At 48.9% G+C, this 12,914-nt stretch carries 14 protein-coding genes (1 of these 14 running past the window's edge); all 14 read left to right on the top strand.

Translation table 11 applies throughout. From position 1 onward, the window contains the following. The first annotated feature begins 27 nt into the window (after positions 1-27). Positions 28-180, top strand: coding sequence for a hypothetical protein (locus tag LC508_RS08660; protein WP_181014597.1), 153 nt, complete (start codon positions 28-30; stop codon positions 178-180). A gap of 93 nt (positions 181-273) precedes the next feature. Continuing rightward, positions 274-762 (top strand): VanZ family protein, encoded by a 489-nt coding sequence (locus tag LC508_RS08655; protein ID WP_033140975.1) that lies wholly within the window; start codon positions 274-276, stop codon positions 760-762. Continuing rightward, positions 743-1,063 carry a DUF6142 family protein gene (locus LC508_RS08650; RefSeq protein WP_033140976.1) on the top strand — a complete coding sequence of 107 codons (321 nt, stop codon included), beginning with the start codon at positions 743-745 and terminating at the stop codon, positions 1,061-1,063. Before LC508_RS08655 ends, LC508_RS08650 begins: the two co-directional genes overlap by 20 nt. Before the next feature lie 9 nt (positions 1,064-1,072). After that, on the top strand, positions 1,073-1,663 hold the full coding sequence (locus tag LC508_RS08645) for an HD domain-containing protein (RefSeq protein ID WP_033140977.1): 591 nt from the start codon (positions 1,073-1,075) through the stop codon (positions 1,661-1,663). Next, positions 1,656-3,707 (top strand): aminopeptidase, encoded by a 2,052-nt coding sequence (locus tag LC508_RS08640; protein WP_033140978.1) that lies wholly within the window; start codon positions 1,656-1,658, stop codon positions 3,705-3,707. The genes LC508_RS08645 and LC508_RS08640 overlap by 8 nt, the downstream gene beginning before the upstream one ends. A 196-nt stretch (positions 3,708-3,903) precedes the next feature. Then, a complete protein-coding gene (locus LC508_RS08635) occupies positions 3,904-4,485 on the top strand; it encodes a hypothetical protein (RefSeq protein ID WP_146051786.1) in 582 nt (193 codons plus the stop codon). Between the two features lie 290 nt (positions 4,486-4,775). Continuing rightward, positions 4,776-5,276: a 5-(carboxyamino)imidazole ribonucleotide mutase gene (gene purE, locus LC508_RS08630; RefSeq protein ID WP_033140980.1), complete on the top strand. Its 501-nt coding sequence runs from the start codon at positions 4,776-4,778 to the stop codon at positions 5,274-5,276. A 165-nt stretch (positions 5,277-5,441) separates the two neighbouring features. Continuing rightward, a complete protein-coding gene (gene purM, locus LC508_RS08625; RefSeq protein WP_103732512.1) occupies positions 5,442-6,467 on the top strand; it encodes a phosphoribosylformylglycinamidine cyclo-ligase in 1,026 nt (341 codons plus the stop codon). Positions 6,468-6,545: 78 nt separating this feature from the next. Beyond that, positions 6,546-7,172, top strand: a complete 627-nt coding sequence (purN, locus tag LC508_RS08620; protein ID WP_033144215.1) for a phosphoribosylglycinamide formyltransferase — start codon at positions 6,546-6,548, stop codon at positions 7,170-7,172. A gap of 20 nt (positions 7,173-7,192) precedes the next feature. After that, a complete protein-coding gene (gene purD / locus LC508_RS08615) occupies positions 7,193-8,467 on the top strand; it encodes a phosphoribosylamine--glycine ligase (protein WP_103732513.1) in 1,275 nt (424 codons plus the stop codon). Between the two features lie 139 nt (positions 8,468-8,606). Then, positions 8,607-8,975 carry a GntR family transcriptional regulator gene (locus tag LC508_RS08610; protein WP_033144213.1) on the top strand — a complete coding sequence of 123 codons (369 nt, stop codon included), beginning with the start codon at positions 8,607-8,609 and terminating at the stop codon, positions 8,973-8,975. A gap of 15 nt (positions 8,976-8,990) precedes the next feature. Then, positions 8,991-11,453: an ATP-dependent Clp protease ATP-binding subunit gene (locus LC508_RS08605; protein ID WP_103732514.1), complete on the top strand. Its 2,463-nt coding sequence runs from the start codon at positions 8,991-8,993 to the stop codon at positions 11,451-11,453. A 122-nt stretch (positions 11,454-11,575) separates the two neighbouring features. Then, on the top strand, positions 11,576-11,989 hold the full coding sequence (locus tag LC508_RS08600; RefSeq protein WP_033144211.1) for a hypothetical protein: 414 nt from the start codon (positions 11,576-11,578) through the stop codon (positions 11,987-11,989). Positions 11,990-12,107: 118 nt separating this feature from the next. Next, positions 12,108-12,914, top strand: the 5' portion of a protein-coding gene (gene radA, locus LC508_RS08595; protein ID WP_033144210.1) for a DNA repair protein RadA. It continues 570 nt past the right edge of the window; the window shows 807 of its 1,377 coding nt (coding positions 1-807); it begins with the start codon at positions 12,108-12,110; its stop codon lies beyond the right edge, outside the window.

Below are 12,914 nucleotides of genomic sequence, written 5' to 3'. Positions count from 1 at the left end.
TTGTCGGGACGGAAGGAAGTGTGCTGGATGAACGAAAAGATCTATAAGACTATGTCACGTGCCGGAGTTACCTCTCTGGTACTGGGAATTGTCGCTGCAGTTACAGGAATTGTCAGCGGTGTTATGCTTATTATCAACGGAACAAAACTTTTAAGAAAAAGAAGTGAGATCACATTCTAGCCGGACAGAACAACACAAGAATAGGGAAGAGGGCGTTTTAGGCGGCCCTCTTCTTCATACATAGGAGAGACTATGCAATAGGAGTTTAGAACATTGAAAAATAAAACAAAAAGGAAAATCAAAGCGGCAGGAACCGTGTTGTTCCTGATTTATATACTTGCGCTTATTTATTTCCTGTTTTTCGCGGAGCGGTTCAGCGGGGTGGAGTTTGCCCAGAGGGAATACCACTACAACCTGACGCCTTTACAGGAAATCAGAAGATTCTGGATTTACAAAGAGCAGCTTGGAGTCTTAGCAGTGGTATCCAATCTGTTTGGAAATGTAATAGGTTTTGTTCCTTTTGGCCTGATTCTTCCCATCATTTGCAGAAATGCAAGGGGATTCTTTTTTATCACTTTTTCCGGTTTTGCATTGAGCCTTTGCGTGGAAACCATACAGCTTATCACGAAGCTGGGATGTTTTGATGTGGACGATATGATTTTGAATACAACTGGTGCGGCACTTGGATATATCCTTTTTGCCGTGAGCCATTATATATATAGAAAAAACAGGAGGAGACAGCATGGCAAAAAAACGCTATAAATATTCATTTACAAAAAAAAGACATACCAGAGGCGGAGTGGAATCCTCTATTCTGGCGCTGATGTCCGGCCTGCTGTTTTTTGGAGCAGCAATCTGTTCCCTGGTCATGAGTGGACAGGGCGGCATGTATCTGGGAGCTATGGGAATCCTGGCTCTTGGCTTGTCCGTATACGGGTTTATTCTGGGGCTGAAAAGCTTTTCGGAACAGAACCGTGCATTTCTTTACAGCAAGATCGGTTCCGTGGCCAACGGCGTGCTGATGGTCATCTGGATTGCGCTTTTTTTGGTGGGAATCTCATAAGGAGGAAATATGGACGATAGATTAAAAAAACAGATGGAATTTATGCTGGAGGTTGACAAGAGTAAATTTGTCCGCCGCCAGACTTACCTGTCAGACGGAATCCGCAGGGAGAATGACGCAGAGCACTCCTGGCATCTGGCGCTGATGGCAGCACTTCTGTCAGAGCACGCCAATGAGAAGATTGATATTGCCAGGACCATGCTCATGGTTCTCATACACGATATTGTAGAGATTGACGCAGGGGATACCTATGCCTATGACGATGCCGGCCATCTGGATAAGCGGGAGCGTGAGGTGAAGGCGGCAAAACGCATTTTCGGGCTGCTGCCGGAGGACCAAGCGGAGAAGATGATGGATCTGTGGGAGGAGTTTGAGGCTTCCGAGACACCGGAGGCAAAATTCGCCCACTCCCTTGACTGTGTGCAGCCTCTGATGCTCAATGACGCCACAGACGGCAAGTCCTGGAGAGAGCATGAGATCAAGAGATCACAGGTCATGAAAAGGAATGCGGGAACCGCACAGGGCTCTGCGCTGCTGATGGAGTATGTGAACGGCATTCTTGACAAAAATGTGGAAAAAGGAAATCTGAGAGATGAGTAGAGATACATTTTTGGAGGAACGTTTTGAACTGGTGAAGGGAAGAATCCGGGAAATGCAGCAGGAGATGGATGTGCCGGAGAGATTTTGCGGATTTTTTCATGAGATGACATCCTACTTGAATTATGTGCTCACCCTTCATGAGAAGATCAGGGAAGGATGGCTGGAACATGCTGCCCTTTCAGAACTTCAGAAGAACAATGAGGAGCTTTACGGCAGGATACTGCCCGGAGCTTATGAGACATCTTACGCAAATCCGGCTTATGCGGTGCGCATGCTCCAGGAGGAGTACGGAAGGCTTCTTTCCTTTCTGGCAGCAGAGGTGCGGGGGATCGTTGTCTATGCCTATGAGGACCGCCTCTTTGATATGACGGTGCTCATGGAACTTTATGTGCAGATCTACAATTTGCTGGAGGAGCCGACAGTGCCTGCGCAGGAGATAAGAGATACCCTGTACTGGTATGTGAGTGATTACAGTGAGGAGATGGTTGGGAGAAGAATCCGGGAAGCGGTGGACCCTTCTCTTGATTTTGCTGTGCGCATTGTCTGTGACAGTGACCTTACAGATTCCAGATATTTGTATAAGTACGGGGAATATGTGACAGAGAATGAAATCGCCATGGCAGAATATCTGAACCGTTTTTCTGAGGAGGAGACAGAGGCCATGGCCCGTACCTTTACAGAAGGTTACAGGATCGGGTTTGTCAACGGGAGAAAAGACATTTCCAAAAAGAACAGTGTGAATATCCGTTATCAGCTTGGTTTTGAGCGCATGGTAAGGGCGGCTGTCCGCCAGTTTGAGGACATGGGATTAAAGCCTGTGATTTACCGGAGCGCCGTCCATGCGGTGAATAAAAAGCAGCACCACAGGATTGGCTATTACGGGGCAATTCCAAATAAACAGTATGATTATGACCACAAGGATGACGCGGCGCTGTTTTTGAACCAGGAGTTTGTACAGCGTAAGCTCCGTGTTATGCAGGTGGCTTATGAGCAGGTAAAAGACCTTGCCAATACCCACGGAGGCCCGGCTGTTATAGAGACCTTCGGGGAAACACCTTTTACTCCCGTGAGTAAAAAGGAGGCCTTTTCCCTGTCATCCCACCAGCAGAAACTGCAGGTGGTCTATGACAATGAGGCGGGACAGATCGTGAACCGCTATATCAAGGGGGAAGAGCGCAGCTTTACCATCATTGCCTATCCGGTCTGTGAGATAGGTGAGAAATTCGGGGATATTTTCCGGGAAACCGTGCGCCTGAACACCCTTGACTATCGTCTGTATCAGGGAATCCAGCAGAAGCTTATTGATGCCCTGGATGAAGGGTGCGAGGTCAGGATCAAGGGCAGGGGCGGCAACCGGACGGATATGACGGTGCGCCTCCATGACCTTACAGATCCGGAAAAACAGACGAATTTTGAAAACTGTTTGGCAGATGTGAACATCCCTGTGGGGGAAGTCTTCACAAGCCCGGTTCTTCATGGAACGAACGGTGTGCTGCACGTGTCAGGCGTGTATCTGGACGGCTTGTATTACAGGAATCTGGAGATAACTTTCCGGGATGGGAAAGTTTCAGATTATATCTGCGCCAATTTTGAGACAGAGGAGGAGAACAGGGATTATATTAAGGAAAATATCCTGTTCCACCACGATATGCTGCCCTTGGGGGAATTTGCCATCGGCACCAACACCACGGCCTATGTGATGGCTAAGAAATACCGGATTGAGGACATTCTGCCTATTCTCATTGCGGAGAAGATGGGACCGCACTTTGCAGTGGGTGATACTTGCTACAGCTGGTCTGAGGATACCGCAGTGTATAATCCCGACGGGAAAGAGATCATTGCCAGGGACAATGAAGTGTCTGTTTTAAGAAGGATCGATGCGGGCAAAGCCTACTTCGGATGCCATACGGATATTACCATTCCTTATGAGGAGCTGGGAGAGATCACAGCGGTGAAAAGGGACGGCAGCCGGATACCGATCATAAAAGACAGCCGTTTTGTACTGCCGGGGACTGAGGAACTGAACCGGGTGCTGGATGAGTGATGTTTCTTTTTCATACGCCGGGCCGCAGATGTCGGACCCGGCCCTCCTTTTGTAAAAAAACATGTATTTCTGTACGATTATGTCAAAAATCACGACGATTATGTACATTTTGCTTTCTGCTTTTGTTTGTGCAGTATAATGAGGAAGAAGATGTTGTGAGACAAATATTTACATGGGAAAAAGGGGAGTAATATTTATGAAGAAACGTATAGCGGCAATTGTGCTTGCAGGGCTGCTCGCAGTATCCGTACTTGGGGCAGGATGTGGAAAAAACGAAGCGGAGGATAAAGATACACAAAAAAAGACAGAGGCTGGGGTGGATGGGACAGAGAAAACGAAGGACAGAAAAGAGCAGACGGTGGTAAAGCCAGTGAAAAAGCCGGATACTTCCGGGGACGGGGAGCAAGAAGATGCATCGCCGAAGAAGGAAGAGGGGACAGATGCCCAATCCGGCGCGGGAATATCCGGGCAGCAGGAATACAATACCGGGGAGGAAGCGTCTGGACAGGTAGAAAATGTTGACAGTGAGGATAACACTGCCGGCACTGATGATACGGATGATAGTACAGAAGAACCCGGAGGCCCGCAGACCGTGACCGGTATCATTCAGGATATCAGTGGTTCCACCCTGGGAATTATGGAAGCGGACGGCGGTGTCTACGGATTTGACACAGGCATACTCTCCGGTTTTGATGATTCTTACCAGATTGGGGATACGGTTACCGTTACATACGAGGGAGATACCATGAACCCCGACAGCGCAGAGATTTCACACTGACAGGACAGAGAAAGACTTGTACTTTTGGCTGCAGCCTGTACATTTTTGGGAAGCCGGAGAAAAACGGCTTCCTTTTTATGTGAAAATCCGCCTTTTTCCCCTATAAGCTGCCATCAAAAATGAGATATGAGGTTGACAATATTTAGAACTCTATGTAAAATTGTTCTGTAAAGATGAAAGTAAGCGTTGTGGTCCGCAAATCTTCGGGGCACAGCTTGTTATCACGGGACTGCTTCTGGCATTCCCGTAATCCAGCAACAACAAAATTCAAAAATAAAGGAGATAAAGTCATGGCAAAAGTTGGAATTGTTATGGGAAGTGACTCCGATATGCCTGTTATGAAAAAAGCAGCAGACATGTTGGAAAAATTTGGAATCGAGTATGAGATGAAGATCATTTCAGCTCACAGAGAACCGGATGTGTTCTTTGAGTACGCAAAGACAGCGGAGGAGAAAGATTTCAAAGTCATCATTGCAGGTGCAGGAATGGCAGCTCACCTTCCAGGCATGTGTGCAGCGATTTTCCCCATGCCGGTAATCGGTATCCCCATGCACACCACATCTTTAGGAGGAAGAGACTCCCTGTATTCCATCGTACAGATGCCGTCCGGAATTCCGGTTGCAACAGTTGCAATCAACGGAGGAGCCAATGCCGGTATTCTGGCAGCCAAGATTTTAGCAACTTCCGACCCGGAACTGCTGCAGAAGTTAAAAGACTATAAAGAAGAGCTGAAAGACCAGGTCGTTGCAAAAGATGCAAGACTGCAGGAAGTTGGATATAAAGAATATTAGTAACTGTTTAGTCAGGTCTGCGCATTTACTGCGCTGACCGTGCAAAAGAGTAGTGGCGGCAGGTATTCGCCCCATCGCGAAGCGATTTTTAATGGGCGAATACCCGTAACGATTCAGCTGGCTGAATAGTTACGAATATTAATACAGAACCTTTGGAGGATGAAAATGGATTACAAGAATGCCGGTGTAGATATTGAAGCAGGCTACAAATCAGTAGAGTTGATGAAGGAACACATTAAAAAGACCATGAGACCGGAAGTGCTCACCAATATCGGTGGATTTTCCGGTGCCTTTTCCATGGATGCATTTAAGAACATGGAGAAACCGACTCTGGTATCAGGAACAGACGGTGTGGGTACCAAGCTGAAACTGGCTTTCATAATGGATAAGCATGACACAGTGGGAATTGACTGTGTGGCTATGTGCGTAAATGATATCGCGTGCGCAGGCGGAGAACCGCTGTTTTTCCTGGATTATATTGCCTGCGGCAAGAACTACCCGGAAAAGATCGCTGAGATCGTCAAAGGTGTGGCGGCAGGCTGTGAGCAGTCAAATGCAGCCCTCATCGGCGGTGAGACAGCAGAGATGCCCGGATTCTATCCGGAAGATGAATATGACCTGGCAGGATTTGCTGTGGGCGTTGTAGATGAAAAAGACCTGATCACAGGCAAGGAGTTAAAAGACGGCGATGTACTTGTGGGCATGGCGTCCTCCGGTGTGCACAGCAATGGATTTTCCCTTGTGAGAAAAGTGTTCGACATGACAAAAGAGTCTCTGGACACTTACTATGACGAGCTGGGCAAAACCCTGGGTGAGGCACTGATCGCACCGACTAAGATCTATGTTAAGGCATTGAGAAGCGTAAAGGAAGCCGGCGTCCGCATCAAGGGCTGCAGCCATATCACAGGCGGCGGATTCTATGAGAACGTGCCCAGAATGCTGAAAGACGGCGTATGCGCAGTGATCGAAAAGGACAGCTACCCAATCCCTCCGATCTTCACTTTGATGGCGAAAAAAGGTGAGATTGACGAGAAAATGATGTACAACACCTACAACATGGGTATCGGTATGGTGATGGCTGTGGACGCGGCAGATGTGGAGAAGACCATGGAAGCTGTAAAGGCAGCAGGCGAGACGCCCTATGTCATCGGACGCATCGAGGCAGGAGACAAAGACGTTAAATTAGTGTAGTATGATAAGTTCCCGCAGATTCCTGCATAGACAGGCAGTCTGCGGGCTTTCAACTCATGGAGAAAGGCTGGTAAGACAATGCTGAGACTGGCAGTTCTGGTATCCGGCGGCGGTACAAACCTGCAGGCCATAATAGATGCCATTGACAAGAAAACAATTACGAATGCGGAGATTTCCGTGGTTATCAGCAACAATCCCGGCGCCTATGCGCTGGAGCGCGCCAAAACACATGGAATTGACGCGCTGTGCGTATCCCCGAAAAACTATGAGAACAGAGCAGCCTTCAATCAGGCGCTTCTTGAGACCCTGCAGTCCTACAAGCCGGATCTGGTCGTTCTTGCAGGCTGCCTTGTGGTGATCCCCGAGATCATGGTAAAAGCTTTTCCGAATAAGATCATCAACATCCATCCTGCACTGATTCCTGCTTTTTGCGGAACCGGCTATTACGGGCTCAAAGTCCATGAAGCTGTCTTAAAAAGAGGTGCGAAAGTGACGGGTGCCACGGTACATTTTGTGGACGAGGGTACAGACACAGGCCCGATCATTCTGCAGAAAGCAGTGGAAGTAAAAGAAGGGGATACCCCGGAAATCCTGCAGAGAAGAGTCATGGAGGAGGCAGAGTGGGTCATTATGCCAAAAGCCATTGATCTGATCGCAAACGGCAGGATAATTGTGGAAGACGGTATTGTGAAAACAAAAGAGTGAACGGAAGGAAGAGGCGCAATATGAAAGTATTAATTATCGGAAGCGGCGGAAGAGAGCATGCCATTGCATGGAAAGTGGCACAGAGCCCCAAAGTGGACAAGATTTACTGTGCACCGGGCAATGCGGGAATTGCGGAGTATGCCCAGTGTGTAGATATAAAAGCCATGGAATTTGAAAAGCTGGCTGCATTTGCTAAGGAAAACGCTATTGACCTTACAGTTGTGGGAATGGATGACCCGCTGGTAGGCGGTGTTGTAGATGTATTTGAGAGAGAGGGTCTGCGTGTATTCGGCCCGAGAAAAAATGCCGCCATTCTGGAAGGCTCCAAGGCATTTTCAAAAGACCTGATGAAAAAATACAATATCCCTACAGCGGGCTATGAGAATTTTGAGGATGCAGAGGACTCCTTAAAGTATCTGCGTGAAAAGGCTGAGTTCCCCATTGTTCTGAAGGCGGACGGCCTTGCGCTTGGAAAAGGCGTGCTGATCTGCAACACCCTGGAGGAGGCAGAGGAAGGCGTCAAAACCATTATGCTGGATAAAAAATTCGGCTCCGCAGGCAACACACTGGTTGTGGAGGAGTTCATGACAGGCCGTGAAGTGTCTGTGCTCTCCTTTGTGGATGGCAAGACGATCAAGACCATGACTTCCGCTCAGGACCACAAGCGCGCAAAAGACGGAGACCAGGGCCTGAATACAGGCGGCATGGGAACCTTCTCCCCAAGTCCTTTCTATACAAAGGAAGTGGATGATTTCTGTGAAAAATACATCTATCAGGCCACTGTGGACGCAATGGCTTCTGAGGGAAGAGAGTTCAAGGGAATTATTTTCTTCGGACTCATGCTCACAGAGAAGGGGCCAAAAGTTCTGGAATACAATGCGCGTTTTGGAGATCCGGAAGCACAGGTTGTCATTCCGAGACTGAAAAATGACATTGTGGAAGTGTTCGAGGCATGTGTGGACGGCAGGCTGGATGAGATCGACCTGCAGTTTGAGGATAATGCAGCAGTCTGCGTGGTTCTGGCTTCTGACGGATATCCGGTATCTTATGAGAAGGGATATCCCATCAAGGGGCTGGATACCTTCAAAGACAAGGACGGTTACTATGTGTTCCACGCCGGAACTGCCTTCAAAGACGGTGAGATCGTTACAAACGGAGGCCGTGTGCTGGGAGTGACCGCAAAGGGAGCAGACCTGAAGGAAGCCCGTGCCAATGCGTACAAGGCAGTACAGTGGATCGATTTTGACAACAAATACATGCGCAGTGACATCGGCAAAGCAATCGACGAGGCATAAAAGGAAAGCAATTGATACAAAGGAAAAGGAAACGCCGCATACGCCGGGCGTTTCCTTTTTTTGCCCATCCACTTGAACAACGTCTTTATTTGTGCTATCCTATATATAACAAATTCCAAAAGAGAAAGCAGGTGGAAGGATGTTGATAGAGATCGATTTCAACAGTGAGGAAGCAATCTACGTTCAGCTGTGTAATCAGATTATTTTGGGAATTGCCACCTCCAAGCTTCAGGAGGGTGAAAATCTTCCTTCTGTCAGACAACTGGCTGACACCATAGGCATTAACATGCATACGGTAAATAAAGCCTACTCGGTTTTAAAGCAGGAGGGGTTTGTCACGATCGACAGGAGAAGAGGCGCTGTCATTTCCATAGATGCGGATAAGATACGTGCCCTGGAGGAGATGAAGGAAGAACTGAGGGTTCTTTTGGCAAAAGGAAGCTGCCGGAATATTTCCAGGGCAGAGGTCCATGAGCTGATAGATGAAATCTATGAAGAATATGAGTAAAATAAGGAGACTTGCATGAAAGAACGTTATTCAAAGCAGGCAGTAAATGCGCTGAAAGCCGCTGAGAAAACTGCCGAGGGACGCAGCCACAACTATGTGGGCACCGAGCACCTGCTTGCAGGACTGCTGAAGGAGACGGCGGGAACAGCCGGACTTGTCCTTGCGGAAGCCGGCGTGGAGGAGATGAAGCTGCTGGCGCTGATCGATAAACTGATCGCCCCCCAGGGGGATGTGGCACTTGAAAATCCACAGGGATATACACCGAGGGCACAGAAGGTGCTTGATAACGCCAGAGAGGAAGCCGGCAATTTCGGCGGCGGCGTCATAGGCACGGAGCATATTCTGATCGCCATGCTGAAGGAATATGACTGTGTGGGGACCAGACTTCTCCACACACTGGGAATCAATATACAGCAGCTCTATCTGGATGTGCTGAAGGCCATGGGCAAGGATAAAATGATTCCAAAGGAGGATCTGCAGAGCGGCAATCTGATGAAGGCATCCACCGGAAGCCAGACACCCACCCTGGACCAATACAGCCGCGATCTTACCAAAATGGCTGCAGACGGGAAACTGGACCCTGTCATCGGCAGGGAAAAGGAAATTTCAAGGATCATCCAGATCCTGAGCCGGAGAAGCAAGAACAACCCCTGCCTGATCGGTGAGCCCGGCGTGGGCAAGACTGCCATCACAGAGGGACTTGCACAGCGGATCGTGTGGGGACTTGTGCCTGAGAACATGCTGGATAAGCGTGTGGTAGTGCTGGATTTGTCCGGTATGGTGGCAGGCAGCAAATACAGAGGAGAATTTGAAGAGAGAATCAAAAAAGTAGTACAGGAAGTCATGAACAATAAGGGAATCCTTCTGTTCATCGACGAGCTGCACACTATTATCGGCGCAGGCGGCGCGGAGGGGGCACTGGATGCGTCCAATATTTTGAAACCATCCCTTTCCAGAGGAGAGATTCAGCTCATCGGCGCCACGACCATAGATGAATACAGAAAATATATTGAAAAGGACGCTGCACTGGAGCGGAGATTCCAGCCGGTCATGGTGGAGGAGCCATCCAAGGAGGAGGCCGTGGAAATCTTAAAAGGCCTTGCGCCTTATTATGAAAAGCATCATGGGGCAGTCATTGAGGAGTCAGCCATAGAGGCAGCCGTGACCATGAGCATTCGGTATATCAATGACAGGTTCCTTCCGGATAAGGCCATAGACCTGCTTGACGAGGCGGCATCCAAGGTTCAGCTTGCCGGTTATAAGACGCCGGAGGGTATTGTGCAGACAGAGAACCATCTCCGCCACATCTACGCAGCCAAGGAGGAGGCCGTGAAAGCCCAGGATTTTGATTTGGCGAAGGAACTCCAGGCGGAGCAGGAAAAAGCCGAGGAAGAGCTGAATAAGGCCCGTGAGCGGTATGAAAAGCAGTGCAGGAATAAGAAGCTGGTGGTAAAGGAAGAGGACATCGCCGAGGTGGTGTCGGACTGGACAAAGATACCGGTCAAAAAGCTGGCGGAAGGTGAGTCAAAACGCCTTGCCCGTCTGGAGCATATCCTTCACAGGCGTGTCATCGGCCAGGATGAAGCAGTATCCGCAGTGGCAAAAGCGGTGAAGAGAGGACGCGTGGGACTCAAAGACCCCAAGCGCCCCATTGGTTCTTTTCTGCTGTTGGGCCCCACCGGCGTAGGAAAGACAGAGCTTTCAAAAGCGCTGGCAGAGGCGGTATTCGGAAGCGAGCAGTCCATGATCCGTGTGGATATGTCCGAGTATATGGAGAAGCACAGCGTCTCCAAGCTGATCGGTTCACCGCCGGGATATGTGGGCTATGAGGAGGGTGGCCAGTTCAGTGAGAAGGTCCGCAGGAATCCTTACAGCGTCATCCTTTTCGATGAAATCGAGAAGGCACATCCGGATGTGTTCAATATTCTGCTCCAGGTGCTGGACGACGGCCATATTACAGATGCCCAGGGAAGGAAAGTGGATTTCAAGGAGACCATCATCATCATGACCTCCAACGCAGGTGCCCAGGCCATCGTAGCGCCGAAAAAGCTGGGATTCGGAGCCGTGGAAGATGAAAAGCAGGATTACAGAAGGATGAAGGAAGGGGTAATGGAAGAGGTAAAACGCATGTTCAAGCCTGAATTCCTGAACCGTATCGATGAGATCATCGTCTTCCACACCCTCAACAAAGAAGAGATCAAGAAGATCGTGGGAATCCTCATGAAGGATCTGATCAAACGCTGCAGGGACCAGATGAACATCACCTTAAAGGTGCGGGACAGCGTAAAAGAGCTCATCGCGAAAGAAGGTTTTGATCCAAAGTACGGCGCAAGACCGCTGAAACGGGCTATCCAGAACAAGATTGAGGATGTCATGGCAGAGGAGATCCTGGAAGGGAAGATTAAAGAGGGCGATGAGGTGACTCTGGGCATTTCTAAACAGGGAATAAAATTTGTGGTAAATCCGTCGAATGACTAGAAAAAGATTACGAATTATGGTAACATGCATATAAGGTTTCCATTGAGAAATATAACCAAAGACACCGGAAGGCACGAGGGTATCAAGGCCCCGGTGAAAGACATAAGTGGGAGGACATTGAGATGTCAGTAGTAAAAGAGTTAATACGAACAGAGGAAAACGGTAAAATCAGCTTTGGAAATTATGAATTGGCAGCAAAATCCAAACTTTCCGACTTTGAGCATGACGGAGATATGTATAAAGTAAAGACATATAATGAAATTACAAAGCTGGAGCGCAACGGCATGTTCGTGTATGAATCTGTTCCGGGAACTGCAGTTCTGGATCTTGATGTAGTGGAGGATGGCATGAGCTTTCTGGTAGAGGGCCCTAAGGATGCGCAGATCACCGTGGAACTGGAAGAAGATACAGAGTATGCAATTACCATAGATGGAGTAAATGCAGGTCAGATGAAGACAAATCTGGGCGGCAAGCTGTCCTTCAGCGTTGAGCTTGAGCAGTCCGAGCAGGTATCTGTAAGTATCAGGAAACTGTAAAAAGGATTTTGTCCGAACGGGCAGCAGTTTAAAAATCAGCGGGTCGGAGTGTGGTGCTCCGGCCCTTTTTCAATTTTACGGGAAAATTTGACGGAAGGAAAACAGAAAGGATTAAAATATGGCAAAGGCTAAGAAAACCGTTTTTTTCTGCCAGAACTGCGGATATGAATCTGCGAAATGGATGGGGCAGTGCCCGGGATGCCGGGAGTGGAATTCCTTTGTGGAGGAGACTGTTTCACAGGGGGCGAAAAAAAGCTCCGGGCAGGCAACAGCAGGCAGTCCGGGAGGACGGGCAGGCAAGCCGGTGAAGCTCTCCGAGATTGACATCCGTGAGGACAACCGGGTAAAGACCGGAATGGATGAATTAGACCGGGTTCTGGGCGGCGGCGTGGTCCAGGGCTCCATGGTTCTGGTGGGCGGAGATCCGGGTATCGGAAAATCAACCCTTCTTCTGCAGGTGTGCAAGCTTCTTTCAGATCTGGGGCATAAGATTCTCTACATATCAGGGGAGGAATCCCTGCAGCAGATTAAAATGCGGGCACGGCGTATCGGGGAATTTAATGAGAACCTGCGCCTTCTCTGTGAGACGAACCTGGAGACCATCAGTACGACCATAGAAAATGAGAAGCCTGAGGCAGTAATCATTGACTCTATCCAAACCATGTATAATGAGGAGGTATCATCCGCGCCGGGCAGTGTCTCACAGGTCCGGGAATCCACAGGCATACTTATGAAGATCGCAAAGGGCAGCGGTATCTCCGTATTTATTGTAGGTCATGTGACGAAGGACGGAAGTGTTGCCGGTCCCCGAGTTCTGGAACACATGGTGGATACCGTGCTCTATTTTGAAGGGGACAGGCATGCCTCTTACCGGATTTTGAGAAGTGTAAAGAACCGTTTCGGCTCCACCAATGAAATCGGTGTG

It is taken from the genome of Blautia parvula (assembly GCF_020215665.1).
Lineage (GTDB): Bacteria > Bacillota > Clostridia > Lachnospirales > Lachnospiraceae > Blautia > Blautia celeris.
Note: the sequence above shows the minus strand (reverse complement) of the source record. Positions and strands in the feature narration are given on the sequence as shown.